General features: G+C 28.7%; 20 protein-coding genes and 6 tRNA genes. 16 read left to right on the forward strand and 10 right to left on the reverse strand.

Going from position 1 to position 20463, the window contains the following annotated elements:
• The first annotated feature begins 37 nt into the window (after positions 1-37).
• Genes pyrF through ACUXZJ_RS09760 form a run of 3 tightly spaced genes read left to right on the forward strand, consistent with a single transcriptional unit; the run spans position 38 to position 2535 of the window.
• A complete protein-coding gene (gene pyrF / locus ACUXZJ_RS09750; protein ID WP_060381945.1) occupies positions 38-865 on the forward strand; it encodes an orotidine-5'-phosphate decarboxylase in 828 nt (275 codons plus the stop codon).
• Positions 866-905: 40 nt separating this feature from the next.
• Positions 906-1736: an ABC transporter substrate-binding protein gene (locus tag ACUXZJ_RS09755; protein ID WP_060381946.1), complete on the forward strand. Its 831-nt coding sequence runs from the start codon at positions 906-908 to the stop codon at positions 1734-1736.
• Positions 1737-1761: 25 nt separating this feature from the next.
• Entirely contained in the window at positions 1762-2535 is a 774-nt protein-coding gene (locus ACUXZJ_RS09760) for an alpha/beta fold hydrolase (RefSeq protein ID WP_063744014.1), read from the forward strand.
• Between the two features lie 1075 nt (positions 2536-3610).
• Here ACUXZJ_RS09760 and ACUXZJ_RS09765 read toward each other — a convergent pair.
• Together ACUXZJ_RS09765 and ACUXZJ_RS09770 are read right to left on the reverse strand one after the other, a co-directional pair.
• The gene (locus ACUXZJ_RS09765) at positions 3611-3988 is read right to left on the reverse strand and encodes a helix-turn-helix domain-containing protein (protein WP_060381948.1); all 378 of its coding nucleotides are present in this window, start codon (positions 3986-3988) and stop codon (positions 3611-3613) included.
• 458 nt (positions 3989-4446) lie between these two features.
• Positions 4447-4857 carry a helix-turn-helix transcriptional regulator gene (locus ACUXZJ_RS09770; protein ID WP_060381949.1) on the reverse strand — a complete coding sequence of 137 codons (411 nt, stop codon included), beginning with the start codon at positions 4855-4857 and terminating at the stop codon, positions 4447-4449.
• Positions 4858-5067: 210 nt separating this feature from the next.
• Between ACUXZJ_RS09770 and ACUXZJ_RS09775 the strand changes: the two genes are divergently transcribed.
• Positions 5068-5307 (forward strand): hypothetical protein, encoded by a 240-nt coding sequence (locus tag ACUXZJ_RS09775; protein WP_123861986.1) that lies wholly within the window; start codon positions 5068-5070, stop codon positions 5305-5307.
• Positions 5308-6356: 1049 nt separating this feature from the next.
• Here the strand turns inward: ACUXZJ_RS09775 and ACUXZJ_RS09780 are convergent.
• The 6 genes from ACUXZJ_RS09780 to ACUXZJ_RS09805 all read right to left on the reverse strand — a co-directional run bounded on the left by ACUXZJ_RS09780 (position 6357) and on the right by ACUXZJ_RS09805 (position 6960).
• Positions 6357-6430: transfer RNA gene (locus ACUXZJ_RS09780), tRNA-Arg, on the reverse strand.
• A 28-nt stretch (positions 6431-6458) separates the two neighbouring features.
• Positions 6459-6533 (reverse strand) — tRNA-Pro (locus ACUXZJ_RS09785).
• A gap of 16 nt (positions 6534-6549) precedes the next feature.
• Positions 6550-6633: transfer RNA gene (locus ACUXZJ_RS09790), tRNA-Ser, on the reverse strand.
• A gap of 50 nt (positions 6634-6683) precedes the next feature.
• Positions 6684-6757: transfer RNA gene (locus ACUXZJ_RS09795), tRNA-Arg, on the reverse strand.
• A gap of 28 nt (positions 6758-6785) precedes the next feature.
• A tRNA-Pro gene (locus ACUXZJ_RS09800) sits at positions 6786-6860 on the reverse strand.
• Positions 6861-6876: 16 nt separating this feature from the next.
• A tRNA-Ser gene (locus tag ACUXZJ_RS09805) sits at positions 6877-6960 on the reverse strand.
• Positions 6961-7321: 361 nt separating this feature from the next.
• On the opposite strand from ACUXZJ_RS09805, the gene ACUXZJ_RS09810 reads away from it, so the two are divergent.
• The 4 genes from ACUXZJ_RS09810 to ACUXZJ_RS09825 all read left to right on the forward strand — a co-directional run bounded on the left by ACUXZJ_RS09810 (position 7322) and on the right by ACUXZJ_RS09825 (position 11417).
• Positions 7322-8497, forward strand: coding sequence for an acetyl-CoA C-acyltransferase (locus ACUXZJ_RS09810; protein WP_060381951.1), 1176 nt, complete (start codon positions 7322-7324; stop codon positions 8495-8497).
• Positions 8498-8581: 84 nt separating this feature from the next.
• Complete coding sequence (locus ACUXZJ_RS09815; protein ID WP_063744013.1) at positions 8582-9343, forward strand: C40 family peptidase; 762 nt, start codon at positions 8582-8584, stop codon at positions 9341-9343.
• 84 nt (positions 9344-9427) lie between these two features.
• On the forward strand, positions 9428-10816 hold the full coding sequence (mnmE, locus tag ACUXZJ_RS09820; RefSeq protein WP_060381953.1) for a tRNA uridine-5-carboxymethylaminomethyl(34) synthesis GTPase MnmE: 1389 nt from the start codon (positions 9428-9430) through the stop codon (positions 10814-10816).
• Positions 10817-11078: 262 nt separating this feature from the next.
• Positions 11079-11417, forward strand: coding sequence for a helix-turn-helix domain-containing protein (locus tag ACUXZJ_RS09825; protein WP_446194838.1), 339 nt, complete (start codon positions 11079-11081; stop codon positions 11415-11417).
• Here the strand turns inward: ACUXZJ_RS09825 and ACUXZJ_RS09830 are convergent.
• Both ACUXZJ_RS09830 and ACUXZJ_RS09835 read right to left on the reverse strand, forming a co-directional pair.
• Complete coding sequence (locus ACUXZJ_RS09830; RefSeq protein WP_446194840.1) at positions 11410-11820, reverse strand: hypothetical protein; 411 nt, start codon at positions 11818-11820, stop codon at positions 11410-11412. The two genes, ACUXZJ_RS09825 and ACUXZJ_RS09830, sit on opposite strands and share 8 nt — an antisense overlap.
• A 111-nt stretch (positions 11821-11931) precedes the next feature.
• Entirely contained in the window at positions 11932-12747 is an 816-nt protein-coding gene (locus ACUXZJ_RS09835) for a hypothetical protein (RefSeq protein WP_446194841.1), read from the reverse strand.
• A 956-nt stretch (positions 12748-13703) separates the two neighbouring features.
• Here ACUXZJ_RS09835 and ACUXZJ_RS09840 point away from each other — a divergent pair.
• The 8 genes from ACUXZJ_RS09840 to avs1a all read left to right on the forward strand — a co-directional run bounded on the left by ACUXZJ_RS09840 (position 13704) and on the right by avs1a (position 20463).
• On the forward strand, positions 13704-14843 hold the full coding sequence (locus ACUXZJ_RS09840) for a site-specific integrase (RefSeq protein ID WP_446194843.1): 1140 nt from the start codon (positions 13704-13706) through the stop codon (positions 14841-14843).
• A 102-nt stretch (positions 14844-14945) separates the two neighbouring features.
• Positions 14946-15218: a helix-turn-helix domain-containing protein gene (locus ACUXZJ_RS09845; protein WP_446194845.1), complete on the forward strand. Its 273-nt coding sequence runs from the start codon at positions 14946-14948 to the stop codon at positions 15216-15218.
• A gap of 468 nt (positions 15219-15686) precedes the next feature.
• Positions 15687-16340 (forward strand): hypothetical protein, encoded by a 654-nt coding sequence (locus ACUXZJ_RS09850; RefSeq protein ID WP_446194847.1) that lies wholly within the window; start codon positions 15687-15689, stop codon positions 16338-16340.
• 20 nt (positions 16341-16360) lie between these two features.
• Positions 16361-17668: a hypothetical protein gene (locus ACUXZJ_RS09855; RefSeq protein WP_446194849.1), complete on the forward strand. Its 1308-nt coding sequence runs from the start codon at positions 16361-16363 to the stop codon at positions 17666-17668.
• Between the two features lie 162 nt (positions 17669-17830).
• Positions 17831-17995 carry a hypothetical protein gene (locus tag ACUXZJ_RS09860; RefSeq protein WP_446194851.1) on the forward strand — a complete coding sequence of 55 codons (165 nt, stop codon included), beginning with the start codon at positions 17831-17833 and terminating at the stop codon, positions 17993-17995.
• Positions 17992-18171, forward strand: coding sequence for a hypothetical protein (locus ACUXZJ_RS09865; protein ID WP_446194853.1), 180 nt, complete (start codon positions 17992-17994; stop codon positions 18169-18171). The genes ACUXZJ_RS09860 and ACUXZJ_RS09865 overlap by 4 nt, the downstream gene beginning before the upstream one ends.
• A 162-nt stretch (positions 18172-18333) precedes the next feature.
• A complete protein-coding gene (locus tag ACUXZJ_RS09870) occupies positions 18334-18927 on the forward strand; it encodes a hypothetical protein (RefSeq protein ID WP_063744012.1) in 594 nt (197 codons plus the stop codon).
• A gap of 360 nt (positions 18928-19287) precedes the next feature.
• Positions 19288-20463, forward strand: coding sequence for an AVAST type 1 anti-phage system MBL fold metallo-hydrolase Avs1a (gene avs1a, locus ACUXZJ_RS09875; RefSeq protein WP_063744011.1), 1176 nt, complete (start codon positions 19288-19290; stop codon positions 20461-20463).

The following is a 20463-nucleotide window of genomic DNA, read 5'->3' on the forward strand; positions in this document are numbered from 1 at the left end:
ATATCCTTTTTTTATTTTTGCACCACAAAATAAGATGATGACAACACAACAATTGATCCAACAAATCCAACAAAAAAAATCATTCCTTTGTATAGGTTTAGATGTAGATTTAGAAAAAATTCCACAACACCTATTAACAAAAGAAGACCCTATTTTTGAATTTAATAAAACCATTATAGATGCTACACACGATTTGTGCGTAGCTTATAAACCCAATATAGCTTTCTTTGAAGCCTATGGAGTTAAAGGATGGATTTCACTAAAAAAAACCATCCAGTACATCAACGAAAATTATCCTCAAATTTTTACCATTGCAGATGCAAAAAGAGGAGACATAGGCAATACTTCTACTATGTATGCTAAAGCTTTTTTTCAAGATTTAGAATTTGATTCAATTACCGTAGCACCCTACATGGGAAAAGATTCAGTAGAACCCTTCCTATCATTTGAAAATAAACATACAATCATGTTAGCCCTAACATCTAATGAAGGAGCCTTTGATTTTCAAACACTAACTACTAATGGAAAAGAATTATACCAACAAGTAATAGAAACTTCTAAAACTTGGAAAAATACCCAAAATTTAATGTATGTAGTAGGAGCAACTAAGGCAGAATATTTTCAAGAAATTAGAAAAATAATTCCCGAAAGCTTCCTGCTAGTTCCAGGAATAGGAGCACAAGGAGGAAACCTACAAGAAGTATGTAAATACGGAATGAATAAAAATGTAGGTTTATTAATTAATTCCTCCAGAGGAATAATTTATGCCTCTAAAAATCAAGATTTTGGTATAAAATCAAGAGAAGAAGCCCTGAAAATACAAAAAGAAATGAAACAAATTTTAATAGAAAGAGCAATTCTATAAAAGGAAACTATAAAAGAGTTGAATTATCAAACTTAAACAAATGATTTATACGGATCAAATAGGAAATCAACATAATTTAGAAACAACACCAAAAAGAATAGTTTCATTAGTACCTTCACAAACAGAACTATTATATGATTTAGGATTAGAAAATAAAATTGTAGGTATTACAAAATTTTGTGTACATCCTTTCCATTTTAAATCAACTAAAACCATAGTAGGAGGTACAAAAAATATAAAATTTGATAAAATAAAAGAATTAAAACCTGATATTATAATTTGTAATAAAGAAGAAAACACACAAGAAATAGTTCAAGAACTAAGTTCAATCTGCCCAGTTTGGGTAACTGATATTTATACACTAGAAGATAATAACAAGATGATTGAAGATTTTGGCAAACTATTCAACGTTCGTACCGAATCACAAAAATGGATTGATAAAATTAATTTTCTAAAAAATGATTTTCTACATTTTATAGAAAATTATGAAAAACAAACCGTAGCGTATTTCATTTGGGGAAAACCCTATATGGCAGCAGGAAGAAATACTTTCATAAATCACTTATTAGAGATCAATAAATTAGAAAACATTTATGCAACTAATGATAAGTATCCTGAAAGATATCCTGAAGTTATTGTACAAAAAATGCGTATTCAAGGCGATCCCGATCTTATTTTCTTATCATCAGAACCATATCCATTCAAAGATGAACACGCATTTGAATTAGGACGATATTCTCATCATGCCAAAACCGTTTTTGTTGATGGAGAAATGTTTTCTTGGTACGGTTCACGACTAGTAAAAGCCTTTGATTACTTTAAAAAATTACGTTTAAGAATAGGAGAACTACATCTTCACCACACACATTGATAACATAATAAACATCTCAAAAAATATGATTCATTATACCATTTATGAAAATACTTCCACAAATCAATGGGTAACCTTTATACATGGAGCAGGAGGGAGTTCTTCTATATGGTTTAAACAAATTAGAGAATTTCAAAAACACTTCAATGTCTTACTGTTGGATTTAAGAGGACATGGAAATTCTAAAAAAACAAGCCTCTCAAAAAAATATACCTTTACATCTATAGCTCATGACGTACTAGAAGTTATAGACTATCTAAAAATACAATCATCTCATTTTATTGGAATTTCCCTAGGAACTATAGTAATTAGACAATTAGCCGAAATACAACCAGAAAGAGTTAAAAGTATGATAATGGGAGGAGCAATCTTAAAAATGAATTTCCGTTCACAAATATTGATGAGAATAGGAAATGTTTTTAAATACATACTCCCTTATTTAGTTCTCTATAAATTATTTGCCTTTATTATTATGCCAAAGGAGAACCATAAACAATCTCGTTTAATGTTTATCAATGAAGCCAAAAAAATATATCAAAAAGAATTTATAAAATGGTTTAAACTAACAACCGAAATAAATCCCGTATTAAGTTGGTTTAGACAAGTAGAATTAAATATTCCAACTTTATATATAATGGGAGAAGAAGACTATATGTTCCTTCCAGCTGTAAAAAAGGTAGTAGAAGCACATTATAAATCAGCAAAACTAACCATTATTGAAAAATGTGGACATGTTGTAAATGTAGAACAAGCCCACGCCTTCAATAAAAAAGCAATTGATTTTTTAAGAAAATTGTAATAATCAATTTAAAATCTTTTAACTCAGATTATATATTAGACTTTGTGATGAAAATGAAAAAGAATAAAAAAAATTTCATATAGACAGTTTACCATACTAACAACAAAAATCGTTAGTTCGAGCGCGAAGCACATCGGGAACCAATACTAATTTTTATTGATTTTGTAGGATAGTGACTAAATTAACATGCGGTTTGTCACTCCGATAACGTAAGGAGGAGTTTGATAATCAATATTGTGTGATTTCTCCCTTTGGTCGAAATGACAAGATTGTCAGCTTTTTGGGCAGTCTCAAGGTTAAAAAAATAGTATTATGAGGAAATTTCAAAGTTAGATGGTATAAATCAACATGCGGTTTGTCACTCCTGCGTAAGGAGGAGTCTTATAATCAATAGTATGTGATTTCTCCCTTTGGTCGAAATGACAAGATTGCGAATTTTTTGGGCAGTCTCAGGGTTAAAAAATGGTATTATAAGGAAATTTCAAAGTTTAAATGGTATAAATCAACATGCAGTTTGCCACTCCTAAACAAGGAGGAGTTTGATAATCAATAGTATGTGATTTCTCCCTTTGGTCGAAATGACAAGATTGTCAGCTTTTTGGGTAGTTTCGGGGTTAAAAAAATAGTATGATGAAATTTCAAAGGTTAGATGGTGTAAATAAACATGCGGTTTGCCACTCCGACGTGAGGAGGAGTCTCATAATCAGCATTATGTGATTTCTCCCTTTGGTCGAAATGACAAGATTGTGAACTTTTTGGGCAGTCTCGAGGTTAAAAAAAGTATTATAAGGAAATTTCAAAGGTTAAATGGTATTATTCTAAAAAAAATCTAAATGAGTTCTAAAAAACACATTTACCTATTAGATAAGCATCCTTGATAATTATCTAAAAAATAAAAACAAAACTTCAGTTTATCATTTTTGAGCAAAAAAACGATATAATCAAGTATGCAATTTAAAGTACACCTTCCCGTAATCTATTTTTTTATAGTAAAAAGACAGGTGAAAAATGATAAAATCTAACTTTTTATTACTTTCATTATTCTTAAAAATCATTTAAAAAATTAAATAAGATTCTAGCTATTATCATTCTCTTTAAATAGGTTTATATATTTTATTCGTTCCTTGTAAATTTGAATCATCTCTAAATTGTGATAATAATCTAAAGAATTTGGATTTAGAATTTTTAAGATTTCCTCACGTTGAGCAATCATATCATTCAAATGCTTGATCGTTTTATCATGTTCGTTTTCTTTGAAATAAATAGAAGCAGGTTCGTTTACATAATTTGCACTGAATAAGACATTTTCTAAAATTTGATATTTTGTTGATGGAATTTTCTTCCCATTTTCGTATCCGTTATAAGTTTGGAATGAAACACCTATTAAATCAGCTACTTCTTTTTGAGTCAAGCCCTTCTTCTTTCTAGCTATTTTTAATTTTTCTGGAGTCATAGATTTTTCTGTGGTTTGGTCTAATTTTAAAATTGTTTATTATTTAATAAATTATTTGATTTTTTATTTATTTAAAATCAAATATTTTATATATTTGTATGTCTGGTTTTCATATATAATTTGAGCGTGTATATAATCCGTTTAATTATAACATGCAGTTTACGCAAACTATTTGTGAAAATAGTTATGGTATTACTCTAAAAAAAAATCTATATCAGTTCTAAAAAACACATTTACCTAATTAGATAATCATCCCTAATAATTATCTAAAAAAATAAAAACAAAACTTCAGTTTATCATTTTTGAGCAAAAAAAACGATATAATCAAGTATGCAATTTAAAGTACACCTTCCCGTAATCTATTTTTTTATAGTAAAAAGACAGGTGAAAAATGATAAAATCTAACTTTTTATTACTTTCATTATTCTTAAAAATCATTTAAAAAATTAAATAAGATTCTAGCTATTATCATTCTCTTTAAATAGGTTTATATATTTTATTCGTTCCTTGTAAATCTGAATCATCTCTAAATTGTGATAATAATCTAAAGAATTTGGATTTAGAATTTTTAAGATTTCCTCACGTTGTGCAATCATATCATTCAAATGCTTGATCGTTTTATCATGTCCGTTTTCTTTGAAATAAATAGAAGCAGGTTCGTTTACATAATTTGCACTGAATAAGACATTTTCTAAAATTTGATATTTTGTTGATGGAATTTTCTTCCCATTTTCGTATCCGTTATAAGTTTGGAATGAGACACCTATTAAATCAGCTACTTCTTTTTGAGTCAAGCCCTTCTTCTTTCTAGCTATTTTTAATTTTTCTGGAGTCATAGATTTTTCTGTGGTTTGGTCTAATTTTAACATTGTTTATTATTTTATAAATTATTTGATTTTTTATTTGTTTAACATCAAATATTTTATATATTTGTATATCTGGTTTTCACATATAGTTTGAGTGTGTATATAATCCGTTTAATTATAACACACAGTTTACACAAACTATTTGTGCAAATATTTTGTGCATATATTAAAAACAAATATACAAAAGTTATGTTAGTTGATTCTAAAAATACAATGAAGAAGAGAGAACTGTCTACATTAAAACGTATTGAGCTAATTCAGCGTTCAAGTAGCCTTTTGATGGGTTTTTTTCATAAAGGTTTTAGAAGTTTTGATGCCTTCAAAGCAGTTATTCAAAATTATTATCCAGAAATACCAGAATCAAAAGTGTTTGATTTTTGGCATTTCAGAAATGTAAATGAAGAAGTGTGTAATAAAATAGAATTAGTTCTAGGAGTCTTGGTTAATCAATAAGACCCCAAAAATAAACTTAAAAAAAGAGTTAATTCAGAGATAATATTTCAATAAATTATTTAGTAATCAAACTATTACGAAATAGATAGTGAAAAATAGATCTTATAGAGATAATTTATTTGATAAAAAGATATTTATTGATGAAATAAAGAAGTCATTAAAAACAGATTCAGATAATATAACAAAAATAAAAGGATAAAAAATCATGAAATCATTATCAAATCTATTTTTTATTAACATTGAAAATTATATATGAAAACTATAAAAAAAATAGGAATGTGTAATAATTGTTTGGTCTGGTTATTAATAGGAGTAATATTAAACCTATTCGTTCAAGCTATACTTTATTTGATATTATAATCAAAAAAATACATTAGAAGAAATACAATTTGTTTTTAACTCATGAAATAAAAACACCTAAAAATAAAAGACCTAAAAGTCTTGTGGCATCCTTATATAATCTATTAAGCTTACAGTTTTTAGTTTTTTTTTAGTTTTTTTAGTCTTTAATTTTAGGTCTATTAATGAGGTCTAATGTATTTCCCCTAGGAATGTCTACAGTTAAATGTTTGTAGAAAAAAAGTTTTAAAAATGACAAACTTGGTGGTTGGGAGTCGTTTTTTAACTTCTGTTTTTTTAATAAAAAAGATAAACTATTAAACTAAACTTAGGCATTCCTTTTTTTAATCCTTTGCAATCAAAAGAAAAGTTGTATTATAAAATATGTTTTAAGTCTAAAAAAAATAAATAAAGACTTGTTAATACTTCTGGCTAAAAAGGGGGGCTACTTGTCTAATGTATAAGATCTGTGTTGAGATAATCTAAAAAAATAATCTTATTTAATTACTCTGCTAGTGGTAATAATCTTGTTAGATATGATAAAATAATCTATAAAGTTTATATTCAGATTATCTAAATTTTTGTATAATTAATTTCTAACTTTTTTCTTGATCCATCATTAGTTTGATGAATTGTTGATAAAACTGAAAAGCTCATACATCATTATAAAATGATCTATGAGCTTTATAGCTTTAAACTGTTATGTTTTGTGATCCAATCAGGATTCGAACCTGAGACCTACTGCTTAGAAGGCAGTTGCTCTATCCAGCTGAGCTATTGGACCTTTTAGATAAAATCTAAATTTTTCTTTGTCGGGGTGGCAGGATTCGAACCTGCGACCTCCTGGTCCCAAACCAGGCGCGATGACCGGGCTACGCTACACCCCGTAAGACTTTAGAAAAGCGGAGAGACAGGGACTCGAACCCTGGCATCGGTTACCCGATGACAGATTAGCAATCTGCTCCGTTACCACTCCGGCACCTCTCCTTAATTTTAAATATTTTAATGAACTTTCAACCTATTTAAGTTGATTTTTGTGATCCAATCAGGATTCGAACCTGAGACCTACTGCTTAGAAGGCAGTTGCTCTATCCAGCTGAGCTATTGGACCTTTTAGATAAAATCTAAGCTTTTCTTTGTCGGGGTGGCAGGATTCGAACCTGCGACCTCCTGGTCCCAAACCAGGCGCGATGACCGGGCTACGCTACACCCCGTAAGACTTTAGAAAAGCGGAGAGACAGGGATTCGAACCCTGGCATCGGTTACCCGATGACAGATTAGCAATCTGCTCCGTTACCACTCCGGCACCTCTCCAACGATTTTTACAAGAACTTTTATTTCGTTTTGCGGTTGCAAAGATATAATAAGATTGTGTTTTTACAAGTATTTATTTGTTTTTTTTTAAAAAAAAATAAGGATCATTTTATTTAAAAACATAATGTCTTAAACTCTAAATGTTTAGAGTTGTTAAATCATATTAACGAACTCTTAATTTAATATCTTCAATACAAAATAAGATAAGAAAATAAATCAAAAAAGGAAAACCCATGATAAAACAAATTAAAATCAAATAAAGTTTTATACCAACTTCTTATACGAATTATCATTAAAAGAGTTTACTATTTCTATTTTAAATTAGTATTTTCGCACAAACTAATTTAGAAAATTATTCGTAATGAAAAAAGTGGTTATAGTATCAGCTGCCCGTACACCAATAGGAAGTTTCATGGGGGCTTTATCAACGGTTACAGCTCCACAACTAGGTGCTGTTGCCATTAAAGGTGCTTTAAATAAAATAAATTTAGATCCAGCCTTAGTAAATGAGGTATATATGGGAAATGTTATTCAAGCAGGAGTAGGACAAGCCCCAGCTAGACAAGCAGCATTATTTGCAGGACTTACAAATGAGGTTCCTTGTACTACTGTAAACAAAGTATGTGCATCAGGTATGAAAGCGGTTATGATGGGAGCACAAGCTATTATGTGTGGTGATGCAGATATTATTGTAGCAGGAGGAATGGAAAATATGTCGTTAATTCCTCATTATGTACACATGCGTAATGGTGTGAAATTTGGTCCTACCACATTTGTAGATGGAATGCAAAAAGATGGTTTAACAGACGCTTATGACAATAACGCTATGGGAGTATGTGCAGACTTATGCGCAACAGAACATAATATTACCCGTGAAGAACAAGACCATTTTGCGATCCAATCATATCAAAGATCAGCCTCTGCTTGGGAGTCAGGAAAATTTGATAACGAAATTATTCCCGTTACAATTCCTCAAAGAAAAGGAGAGCCCATTGTAGTCTCTAAAGATGAAGAGTATACAAATGTAAAATTAGATAAAATTCCAGCTTTAAACCCTGTATTCACAAAAGAAGGAACTGTTACAGCAGCAAACGCTTCAACAATTAACGATGGAGCAGCCGCATTAGTTTTAATGAGCGAAGAAAAAGCAAATGAATTAGGATTAAAACCATTAGCCTATATAAAAGGATATGCGGATGCCGCACAAGAACCTAAATGGTTTACAACAGCCCCAGCTAAAGCATTACCATTAGCCCTAGCCAAAGCAGGTCTAACCTTAGATCAAGTAGACTTTTTTGAATTTAACGAAGCTTTTTCAGTAGTAGGATTAGCAAATGCTAAAATACTAGGGTTAAATAATGAAAAAGTAAATATAAATGGAGGAGCTGTTTCATTAGGTCATCCACTAGGATGCTCTGGAGCAAGAATCATCGTTACTTTATTGAACGTATTAGAGCAAAACAATGCAAAAATAGGAGCAGCAGCCATTTGTAACGGTGGAGGAGGAGCCTCTGCTATTGTAATAGAAAAAATCTAATAATAAAATCCCTATGAGTTATGAGTAAAGTCCTTAAAAAAGAATTTTTTCATAACTCATAATTTAAAAAATAGAATACACAAAATGTTTGGCATTTGTAATTTAGCTAATATCCCTTTACGTCTAGAACCAAGTGATCGCAGTGAACTCGTTTCACAAGTTTTATTTGGCGAGCATTTTCAGATAGTAGAGCAAAACCCAAAATGGTCTAAAATAAAATTAGCCTTTGATGCCTATGAAGGATGGGTAGACAATAAACAATTTAAACCTATAACAGCTCAAACCTATCAAAAACTTGAAAACTCTGATTTACTACTAAATGGCGATTTTATAGAATATGTTACAACGTCAGAAAAAGGACTAATGGCTATCCCTCTTGGAGCTTCTCTACGTTTTTTAGATCTGCCAACCATAAATACAGAAAACTATCATTTTGAAGGATTAAAAATAACAGGACAGAAATCAAAAACCGAAATTATTAATACGGCCTTTATGTACTTACACAGCCCCTACTTATGGGGAGGAAAAACACCTTTTGGAATAGATTGTTCCGGTTTCACTCAAATGGTATACAAATTAAACGGCTATAAACTACTCAGAGATGCTTCTCAACAAGCCGCACAAGGTGATGCTCTAAGTTTTATAGAAGAAAGCGAACCAGGTGATTTAGCCTTTTTTGACAACGAAGAAGGTAATATTATTCATGTAGGAATCATAATGGAAAACAATTATATCATACATGCCAGTGGAAAAGTTAGGATAGATCGCTTAGACCATTTAGGAATATACAATGCCGAACAAAATAAACATACACACAAATTAAGAGTGATAAAAAAAATTATCTAATTCATCTTTTTTAATACATCATTAGCATTCATTTATTCTTAAAAAAATATAGTTAACTTTGCTACTAAATTTTTTAAGATATTCATGAATCTAGACACTATTGTAGCGCTTGCTACTCCATCAGGAGCGGGAGCCATAGCTGTAATCCGTATTTCAGGTAAAGAGGCAATTGTTAAAGCACAACAAGTTTTTAAATCCATTAAAAATAAAGACTTAGCCAAACAAAAATCCCATACGCTACATTTAGGGCATATTGTAGATGGAGATAAAATTCTAGATCAAGTCCTTCTTTCCTTATTCAAAGGACCCAATTCCTACACGGGCGAAGACACCGTAGAAATTTCCTGTCACGGATCTATATTCATACAACAACAAATCATCCAGCTACTACTTCGCAAAGGCTGCCGTATGGCACAAGCAGGCGAATTTACTCTGCGCTCTTTCCTAAACGGAAAAATGGACCTTTCACAGGCCGAAGCCGTAGCCGACTTGATTGCCTCGGACAACGAAGCCAGTCATCAAATTGCCATGCAACAAATGCGTGGCGGCTTTAGCAACGAATTAGCAAAACTACGCGAGGAATTATTAAACTTCGCTTCCTTAATTGAATTGGAATTGGATTTTGCCGAAGAAGATGTAGAATTTGCCGATAGAAGTCAGTTTATAGATTTATTAAACCGCATCGAATTTGTTTTAAAACGCTTAATCGACTCCTTTGCCGTAGGTAACGTCATTAAAAACGGAATCCCCGTAGCCATTGTAGGCGAACCTAATGTAGGTAAATCGACCCTATTAAATGCCCTATTAAACGAAGAACGCGCCATTGTTTCTGATATTGCAGGAACCACCCGTGATACCATAGAAGATGAACTAGTCATCAACGGCATAGGCTTTCGTTTTATAGACACCGCAGGCATACGCGAAACAAAAGATGTCGTAGAAAGCATAGGAATCCAAAAAACCTTCGAAAAAATCGAACAAGCACAAGTGGTTCTATTTTTAGTTGACAGTTCACAGCTAATAGTCAACAGTTTAGATTCACTTAAAAATGAAATAGAACAAATTAAAAACAAATATCCTCAAAAAACGTTACTGACAATTTTCAATAAAATGGATTTGATGCCAACCGAATTAATGTCAAACATCAAATCTCAAATTTCAAATTGTTTATTCATCTCAGCTAAACAAAAAATAGGTATCGATGAGTTAAAGAACACCCTATTATCATTTGTAAAGACAGGAGCCCTGCGCAACAACGAAACGATTATAACGAATACCCGTCATTACGATTCGTTACTCAAAGCCCTAGAAGAAATTCAAAAAGTACAATGGGGCATACAACAAGGTTTGTCTTCAGATTTGATGGCAATTGATATACGACAGGCATTGTATTATTTTGGTGAAATTACTGGGGAAGTAACTAACGATGAATTGTTAGGTAATATCTTTGCAAACTTTTGTATCGGAAAGTAATTTACGATTTCAAACCACTATAAAACTACTTAAAAAGTACGATTAATAAAGGGTTTTCTATGTTTCAATGGATAACTTTGTTTACCCTTATTTACTAAATCTTTGTTACTAATTGTGATACTAATTTTTAAAAATAGAAAGATTTTGTAAAATTTATACCACTACACTCTGTAAACACTAATGAATAAAGGAAAGTTAATTTCCATTTTGTTTATATAGATAAATTATTGAAATTCAGTGTTGTAAATCTAAATATTCAACAATGAGTTATCTTTCTATCAAAAGAAAATGTGTCGTTTGTAATGGGGAATTTGTAGCAAAAAGTAGTAAAGGTATGTATTGTTCTAAAAAATGTTTCAAACGAAATTATAGACGATTACTTAAAGAAAATTCAGTAGTTATTCCAAAGGTAAAGCCTATTATTATCAAAGAAAATCTCCAAAATAAAAAATATCTATCTGTAAAAGAATCTGTTGTTTACTTTGGTATTTCGGAGGTTACTCTCCGTAGAAAAATCAAAGAAAATAACTTAAATTATGTGTGTTTAAAAAATAGATTTTACTTTTTAAAAGAGGATTTGGAGGAAATCCTAACTACTTAAAATCTTTATACTTTTCGTAGTTTATAGGATTACTCCAAAATTTGTATAAATTTTCAGAATATTTATTAAAAATTTCCAATCTATTTTTCTGTAATAAATCTTCTTTATGTTTCCTAAAACCTTTAATAATTTTATAAAATTTATCAGATGGAAGATATTCGTTATAGTATTTATCTTTGATTCTATTTATTACAACTATTGTTAAAAAAGGTCTCTTTTTTCTATTTTCATATCGTAAAATATTTTCTAATATTCTTCCAATTTTAGCTCTATCTCCACTATATTCATCACTAAAATTCAATTTTAAGTCGAATTTTTCATTAATATCTGTATAGTTTGTAGTTCTATTATTTTTTGCTAATTCAATCAGAAATTTTCTAATTTCAATCTCAATTTTTTCCACAATTCTTAAAAATTATACATTTATCACATTCAAAAATCGATTATCTTTTCAAAGATAATGTTTACACTATTTTAAAATTTCAAACGGTAGAACACTTTTAAAATTAGAATTTCAGAAATTTTCATCATTATCTTCTTCATCATCATAGTCAAAATCTTCATCATCATCTTCCTCATTGTTATATTTATTTTCCTTTATTCTTAATTGGGAATATCCTTTTACCCCTCCTAATGGAAGAATCTCATATTCTTCTTCCTTATTAATTTTCCTTTCAGTTGTATTATTAGTTTTAATTTCATCACTAATATAGGTAACATCATTAAAACCATTTATATCATTAATTTCTTTTGTTCGTATAGTTCTTTGTTTCGTATAATAACCACTTTTAATTTCGTATTCTTCCAATAATTCCAATCTGTTTAATTCCTTAGTCCAATTAGTTATACTGTCCTCAGATACATTAAATCTCAAAGCAGTAGTTTTCCTTTGTTGGAAATATCCATCTCTATTTTCTCTAAAAGAATGTACATCACTCCAAAAAAGTTTAGCACCATCTGTTAAATTAGGTTTATTGTATATTTCAAAAGGTAAAATAAGTATTCTTCTGTCTGTTTTACCATTAATCAATGGTAGTTCTACTTCCTCTAACTTTTTTGTTATTAGAGTATGTTTCCTTTTATCTTTGGAATCTTTTTCTAAATATCCTTTTTCAATTAACGATTTTCTATTTTTCCCTACTGTATTTTGGTGTAAATTCAATAATTTTCCAATTTCTACATTACTCAAAATAGTATATCCTTTTTTACTACTAAACGAATAATCCAATGCTAAAACCAATTTTTCACTAATATTCAATTCTTTGTTAGTATATATTTTAGGAGGAATTCTTATAGTAATCTTCCTTTTTATGTCATTATTTTCCTTCATAAAAAAATCTATTTTTCAATCTTTTTTCGTAACTTTATTTATAGAAATTCAAACTACAATATTTTTACACAATATTCAAAAGGGTGTAATCACTTTTTTTCATCTTCTACATTACTAAATTTCATCTTTAATAGTAGTTTTTTTTATTTTCAATATTGCAAATTTTCATTTACTTAATTACAAATTTTCAACTACAATATTACAAAAAATCGCCTTATAATTAGGTAGATAATTAAAATAAACAATTACATAAAGAATTAAAAAGGTAGATACCAACAACACAGTTGTTGCCTTTGCTTTTTTAAATTCAAATTTTTTCTTTCCCCTTTGGAAAACATTAAACTATTGTTAATTATCACTACTACTACTTTTTCCTTTGAAAATATCTACTATAAGTAGTTTAGTTTTTCAAAAATTTCAATTACCATTAATCTCTACTACCATTATTAAAAATAATAACAGTAGTAGAGATTAATACTAATTATATTTAAAGGAGATTTTCTCTTCCTTTGAATTGTTTATCTATAAGTTATTATAAGTAGTAAGTCTATCGATTTTTTTGTTGGCGATAAATTAGAATGTTGTACAGCTTTAAAATATTTTTTGGTGTTTAGTATCGTTTGAAGATTAAAAGTTATTGTACTCCAAAATAAACAATAGTACAATAAATGTATTGTGTATTCCTTTGAACAAAATTTTATAAAAATTGTTTTGATAGTATCATTTGATAGTATCATTTTTTTAATTATTTGTGATTTAACATTTTAGGTTACGATATTTTTTAATGAAATTACGATTAACAAACAGTTATTTTAGTGGTTAATTGTGGGATATGGGAAGTAACTTAAAAAATACAAAAAGTAATTTTAGGTTTATTCATCGGAGGTTTCTGTTGTTTTGTGTTACTGATTAGGGGGAATGTTACCCAATAATTAGTAACACAAAAAAGAGAAACGATGAAAATATATTTAATGAAAAGAGGGGGACAGATTTCCAAAAAGAATTTAGAAAAAGGTAAATCCAAAAAGAATAGTTTGTATTTAATGTACTATGATGAAGATACAAAAAAGAGGAGTACAGAGTGGTTAAATCTTTATTTGTATGACAAACCAAAGGATTTTTTGGAGAAAGAACATAATAAGGAAACACAACAGTTAGCAGAAGCGATAAGAGCCCAAAAGGTATTGGATTACCAAAGTAAAAAAAATGGTTTTGTAAGTAATGTAAGTGGAAAAATTGGTTTTGTAGAATATTTTAAATCGTTGGTAGATAAAAAGTACGAAAGTAATGGGAATTATGGAAATTGGTACAGCACACACAAACATTTAAAAAACTTTTTGAAAGGAAAAGATATACAGATTTCTAAAGTAGATGAATTGTTTTTGGAGAATTTTAAAATTTACTTATTAACTTCCAAAATATCCAATAGAAATGGTAAGTTATCCCAAAACTCCGCTTTATCCTACTTTAATAAGGTAAGAACTGCTTTGAAAGAGGCGTATTACAATAAAATGATTGTAGAAAATCCTACCAATAGAGTAAAAGGAATAAAGGAAAAAGAAACTGATAGACAATATTTAACCTTTGAGGAATTACAAAAATTAGTAAAAACAGATTGTGATTATCCAACAATGAAAGATGCGTTCATTTTTAGTTGTTTGACGGGTTTAAGATTTTCTGATGTTAAATCTTTAAAGTGGAAAAATATCTACTACGATAAAGAAAACGGTTACTTAATAAAATTTACCCAACAAAAAACAAAAGGTGTAGAATATCTCCCAATAAATGAACAGGCTGTGGATATTTTAGGAGAAAGAAAAAATGATGATGATGTAATTTTTGAAAATTTAGTTTATAGTGCTTACCACAATAAAATTTTGAGAAAATGGGTAGAAGATGCTGGAATTGAAAAACACATAACTTACCACAGTTCACGACATACCTTTGCTACACTACATTTAACAATGAATACAGATATTTATACGGTAAGTAAACTATTAGGACATAGATATTTGAAAACCACAGAGATATACGCAAAGGTTATAGACAAAAAGAAGATAGAAGCGGTTACCAATATTCCTAAATTGGATTTATAGAATAGAAAAATCGTTGAATAGTACCAAAGTTTCATAATGACCATTGAATTATGAAATGTAATCGAAGAATCGAAATTGATTAACATTTTAAAATTGAATGGTATGAGTGTACAAAAAAATTCCGTTGAGGAAACGATAAATCTTATAAAATTAAGAGGTTTCGCCAATACAGTAGAAGCGTCGTTATATTTGAGTTTGAGTATTCATTATGTAAGAAGATTAGGGAGAGAGAAAGAAATACCCTCCTATAAACCAAATGGAAAATGTATGTATTTTAAAGTAGAAGATTTAGATAATTACCTTTTGAGTAATAAGAGAGTATCTAAAGAAAAAATAATGGAGAACGCTACTAAATATTTGTTCTACAAAAGGTAATAGTACGATTGGTGCTTTAAGTGGTTTGAAAATAATTAGGTAAGATAATTAAATATTTGTTGTGTGTTTGAATTAAAAGTAGGGAATTTACAAAACAAATAAGGGAGTCGAAAACCATTACAACAAAGTGTAAATCCAAATACTAAAGGTGTTTGGATTTCCTTTTTAACAGAAAAAAGTTGTAGTGAACAGAAAAAATATCTACTTTTACTTTTGAAAAAATAGGTAAAATATAAGGATAAAAAAGAATTAATTTAAACACATACCGCATTTAGCGAACTGATTTCTGCCTTTGAAAAGTCGAAAATATCAAATTTACAACAGAGAGAAGTTTAGCAAATGCTCAAGTTATGGCTTGAGCGTTGCTTTACTTTGTTGTAATGGGCTTCGACTCCCACAAAGGCAGGTAGAGATAACGTCTCAAGCCTGTTTTTTTTGTTTTCTATTTGTGGTGAAAAGTAAAGTAATATGAAAACAAAAATGTTGTTTTGGTGGTTAATAACGGTATTGTTAATTAGTTGTAAATCCGATAGAATAGAGGGAACTTACTATTTTGTTGATACCAAAAGTAAAGATTTTTTTGAATTAGGTAGAGATATGGCGTGTTCTTCCGTTGGTAGATTTGAGTTTAAAAATGGAAAATGTTATATCAATGTAATGGGAGTAGAAAAAAGGTTAGATTATGATATTGAAAACAATGTTATTTACCTTAAAAACTATAATGGTGGTAGTGGAGAAACTGGATTAACAATTGTAGATGATAATACAATTAGTTTTATGGGCTGTATGTTTAAAAAGAATGAAGATGTTGTAAATGAAAATTCTAATAAAATAGAAGAAGCAAAGGAAGAGTTAAAAAATTCTAATATAGATGGAGAAGAAAAAAGTAAAATTATTAATCCTAAAAAAGTAATTAAAGGTTCTGTTGAAGTATATACATATTACTCCAATAGAAAAATAGATGATATAAAAGAGGAACTTAAAAAATTTGGGGTAAAATTTTTTAAAAGTGAGTCTTTTGGATATATAGAAGAAAATGGTAGTTCATGTTATTCTGTGCAATTAGAACAGATGAATAATAAGGTTAAAATTACCTATGGTTATGAATGTGATAGTTTATAGTATTATCAAAAATAGTAAATATGAAAACAAAATTAGGTATTGTATTGGTGGTTATTCTGTTTTTTAACAGTTTAAATGGACAAATTTTAAGTAAAGAAGTAAGAAATGACTTTTGTAGAAATGCTATCGTAAATGCCTATTTTGGTAGTGGTTCTCTTAAAAGTTGGATAATTGTATCTGCCCAAAGATTAGGTTATAAAACACCTTTAGAAATTGAGAGTGCAGTACGAAGTTTATGTTCTAACGTAACATTACAGAATGAAATTTTAAATAGTATTGATAGATTAGGAGGTAGTAGAGAATTTAAAGAACAACAATTTTTAAGTATTGGTATGACTCCTAAAAATTCTAAACTTATTAGTGATTATCTATTATTGAAAAGGAATAATGAACAAAAAAATACTCCTAATGTTGAAAATTTTGACTATAATTTTGTAAAGGATTCTATTGTAATTGATAAGAAGGATTTATTAAGGAGTATTCCTAAATCTAAATTTACAAATGATAGTACCGCTGTATTGAGAAAACAATTTGTAACATATACTGATGGAAAAGATGGAGAAATTGAGTATAAAACCTCTGTTTTGAAAGAGTATTACTATATTGGAGAAAACAATGAAAATCACGATGATGAAGAAAGAGTTAATGTTGTTTTACTATCTGAATATAATGGGAAAAATGCTTTTTTAGAAACTTTAATTTTTAACATTTTGAATAATGGTAAAGATTATCAAAACATAAGAAATAGGAGGTTGGATATTAGTAGTAGAAAGTTAAATAATTCTGTTTTTAAAACAATAAAAGAGAAAGGATACACATTTTTTACAATAGAATATTTAGATGAAGATAACAGTAGGAAAATAGATTATTACTCTCCTTTGGATTTAAACTATTTAAAAACTGTTATAAAGGAAGAAGTAGTACAGAAAGAAACGATAAACAAAGTTGTTCCGAAAAAAAATACTACTAATACTAATTTGGGATTTCTTAAAAAATACAATGGAAAATACACTTATGAAGTAAAGTTATTGAGTAATCCTACTTTAAAGAAAAGAATAGTTGATTTAATTGGAAACGAAAGGTATAACTATATGAAGACTACTTGGAGAGTGGAAGGCGGTATTACAGTTGAAAATAATATGTTTGATGCTTCGGGTTGTGAACAACACAATTGTGGAAATACAAATTTTATAATAGTAGTAGATTTAGAAAAGGATATTTTGTACATTGGATATAGAGTTGAAAACGAAATACTAAAATTTGGAGAAGATCAAAATTATCCAAAATTGATATTGGATTGGGAAAGTGAAAATATAAAAGGAGAGTAATTTTATGAATAAATTAATTTGTTCAGTTAAAATATATACAATACAAATTAGAAATTTAAAGGATGTGTTTTTCGGTTGTTACACAGATTTAGGATTGATTTATGTGTTTTGTAGTTTGGAACAATTAATCAATTTATTGATACATAAATTTCTAAAAACATTTTGGAAAAAATTGATTTAGAACTTCCAAAGAAAGAAAATTTTTATATTGAAAAATCTAAATATTGTGAAGATATTTTTGGTTGGGATTTTCCAAAAGGATTGAATTTAATAAAATTTGAAAATAAAGAATTTGGTTGGGAGAAATGTTATAAGCTAATTATATGATTAAAAATTATAAAGTTATTATTTTTACTAAAGAATGGTTAGAAGATAGGAAAAAAGCAATGTTTGTTATTCGTAAAATGAGAAAAAGACAAATGGAATTACCTTTTGAAATTGTTTTTAAAGAAGCTATGGAACAGTCTAAAAGAATTAAATTTGAACGAAAAAATAATCTGTGATATTTACTAATTGGGATACTACTTTTATAAAACACCCCTAAAAATGTGTGGAAACAATTTCTGTATCGGAAAGTAATGTTGCAAATAGTAGAGAAGTTACTTATAAATTGATATAGGTAATGTCCAATAATCCTATTGTAAAAACAAAATGAAATTCCCCCCATGACCGAAAACATAATTTTTACATTACAATTAATCCAAATCGATTTTTTTACAGCTTTTGGATTATATACTTTTCTCTATTTATTCGTATCGATTTTTACTAAAAATCCAGTCCTCAAAAAAGTAGATAACAAAGCCACTGCCTTTATTTCCTTTGCAGGAATTGTGTATTTACTAGTATGGATAACGGGATTAATTGTAGAACTAACTATTTTAACCCCAGAAGACAAAACCGCACTTTTAAACAGAATGTTTGGCAAATATTGGGTAGCATTTTGGACACAACCCTTATTATGGGTATTCCTAACCCAATTGTTACGATTCCCAATCGTTCAAAAAAATGTTTTTACCCGATTAGTAAGTAGCATTTTCTTGATCTTATCTATTGAAAGAATGGTGATTAGTATCACTATTTTCCATCGTGATTACCTCCCTAGTTCCTGGACCATGTATAGTGATTTAGACATCTACCCATCCAACTATTTCCTTGCTTTACTCCTTAAAATCATAGTATTTTTAGTGTTTGTAGGTATTTTTAGTGTCATTACCACTAAACTAAAGGAAATTAAAAAGAACAGCAAAACAACAGCATAAATCAAAAAGTAACGTATTACCCCACATTATTTTGCTTTGGGGTAAAATAACGTCCCATATTGTTTTTTACTCCCCTCACTTTTTTAAAATAACATTCCCACACCCCTCCTTAGCAGACTGTTTAAAAAAAATCAAGCAATACCCTACCCCATACACTTTTTTTTCATAGTTCCGTTGCGGTTTTCCGTAATCGTAACCATTTTTATTTGATTAGATTTGTTTTCATCGTCACTTTTTTTCCTTATGTTTGAATTGACACAATTAGCCTTAAATGTATGTTACTAGAACCGCGCAAAGCCTTAAATAAAGCCTTTTTAAAAATAAAGCAACCACAATTGGAATAATTTTATAAATTTAATTATGAAACTAACTGTATTCCCTGCATTAAATGGTGATTCTTTTCTTTTAGAAACAGAAGCATCAACACTTTTAATTGATGGAGGTTATGTTGATACTTATAAAAAATACATAAAGCCAAAAGTCATTGAATTAAAGAAAAACGGCAAATCATTATCTCATACAATAATTACTCATATTGATAATGACCATATTTCGGGAATAATAAAATTCATAGAAGAAAACAAAACTTATGAGCTTATTAATATAGATTTTATTTGGCATAATTCATATAATCAAATAAAAGATATCGATGATAGTCTTGAATTTAAAGGCAAACCTTTATCAGAGTTAACTATAAATTATGTTTTAAAAGAAGAAAATGATACAACTAATAAAAATATATCAGCTGTTCAAGGCTCAACTTTAGCTTCCTTATTAAAAAAACACAATTATAATTGGAATACACAGTTTAAAAACCATTTAGTATCTACTGATTCCGAAATGGAAGTAATAAGTAATGATATAACTTTTAAAATTCTTTCCCCAAATAATGATAAACTCAAAGAACTGAAAAAATATTGGAAAAGGGAGTTATACAAGAAAGGGTTTTCATCTGATGAAAATTTGGATGATTTTAATGAAGATGCTTTTGAGTATATATTATCATTAGAAAAAGAAAAAAAGCGGTTAGCAAAAAAAAATGTTTCCTCATCTTCATCAATCATTATTGATGATTTAGTAAAGGATAGTTTTATTGAAGATGATACAGCAACAAATGGAAGTTCAATAGCATTTATATTAGAAAATAAAAAACATAAATTTCTTTTTTTAGCAGATTCACATCCATCGATAATTGTCCAGAATTTAAAGAAATATTATAAAGATGATGAATTTCCAGTAAAATTTGATTTAATTAAAATTGCCCATCATGGCAGTAAGAGTAACACAAGTCCTGAACTTCTCAATCTAATCGATTCAGAAAAATATATTTTCTCTACAAATGGTTTAATTCATAATCACCCAGATAAAGAAACGATTGCAAGAATAATTTCTCGCCCTTCAGAATTTACAAGGAATCTATATTTTAATTATCCATTAGAAATTCTAAATGATTTTAAAGATGAAAAGATGATGGAAAAATATAATTTCAAAATTATTGAAACCTTAGATGAAAAGCCAATAGAATTTAATTTTTAG

Source organism: Flavobacterium sp. TN-1 (assembly GCF_052828645.1).

Bases quoted from the DNA above. Each gene is read 5' to 3' on its own strand.
- pyrF (WP_060381945.1), top strand. From the start codon at position 38: ATGACAACACAACAATTGATCCAACAAATCCAACAAAAAAAATCATTC.
- ACUXZJ_RS09755 (WP_060381946.1), top strand. From the start codon at position 906: ATGATTTATACGGATCAAATAGGAAATCAACATAATTTAGAAACAACA.
- ACUXZJ_RS09760 (WP_063744014.1), top strand. From the start codon at position 1,762: ATGATTCATTATACCATTTATGAAAATACTTCCACAAATCAATGGGTA.
- ACUXZJ_RS09765 (WP_060381948.1), bottom strand. From the start codon at position 3,988: ATGACTCCAGAAAAATTAAAAATAGCTAGAAAGAAGAAGGGCTTGACT.
- ACUXZJ_RS09770 (WP_060381949.1), bottom strand. From the start codon at position 4,857: ATGTTAAAATTAGACCAAACCACAGAAAAATCTATGACTCCAGAAAAA.
- ACUXZJ_RS09775 (WP_123861986.1), top strand. From the start codon at position 5,068: ATGAAGAAGAGAGAACTGTCTACATTAAAACGTATTGAGCTAATTCAG.
- ACUXZJ_RS09810 (WP_060381951.1), top strand. From the start codon at position 7,322: ATGAAAAAAGTGGTTATAGTATCAGCTGCCCGTACACCAATAGGAAGT.
- ACUXZJ_RS09815 (WP_063744013.1), top strand. From the start codon at position 8,582: ATGTTTGGCATTTGTAATTTAGCTAATATCCCTTTACGTCTAGAACCA.
- mnmE (WP_060381953.1), top strand. From the start codon at position 9,428: ATGAATCTAGACACTATTGTAGCGCTTGCTACTCCATCAGGAGCGGGA.
- ACUXZJ_RS09825 (WP_446194838.1), top strand. From the start codon at position 11,079: ATGAGTTATCTTTCTATCAAAAGAAAATGTGTCGTTTGTAATGGGGAA.
- ACUXZJ_RS09835 (WP_446194841.1), bottom strand. From the start codon at position 12,747: ATGAAGGAAAATAATGACATAAAAAGGAAGATTACTATAAGAATTCCT.
- ACUXZJ_RS09840 (WP_446194843.1), top strand. From the start codon at position 13,704: ATGAAAATATATTTAATGAAAAGAGGGGGACAGATTTCCAAAAAGAAT.
- ACUXZJ_RS09845 (WP_446194845.1), top strand. From the start codon at position 14,946: ATGAGTGTACAAAAAAATTCCGTTGAGGAAACGATAAATCTTATAAAA.
- ACUXZJ_RS09850 (WP_446194847.1), top strand. From the start codon at position 15,687: ATGAAAACAAAAATGTTGTTTTGGTGGTTAATAACGGTATTGTTAATT.
- ACUXZJ_RS09855 (WP_446194849.1), top strand. From the start codon at position 16,361: ATGAAAACAAAATTAGGTATTGTATTGGTGGTTATTCTGTTTTTTAAC.
- ACUXZJ_RS09865 (WP_446194853.1), top strand. From the start codon at position 17,992: ATGATTAAAAATTATAAAGTTATTATTTTTACTAAAGAATGGTTAGAA.
- ACUXZJ_RS09870 (WP_063744012.1), top strand. From the start codon at position 18,334: ATGACCGAAAACATAATTTTTACATTACAATTAATCCAAATCGATTTT.
- avs1a (WP_063744011.1), top strand. From the start codon at position 19,288: ATGAAACTAACTGTATTCCCTGCATTAAATGGTGATTCTTTTCTTTTA.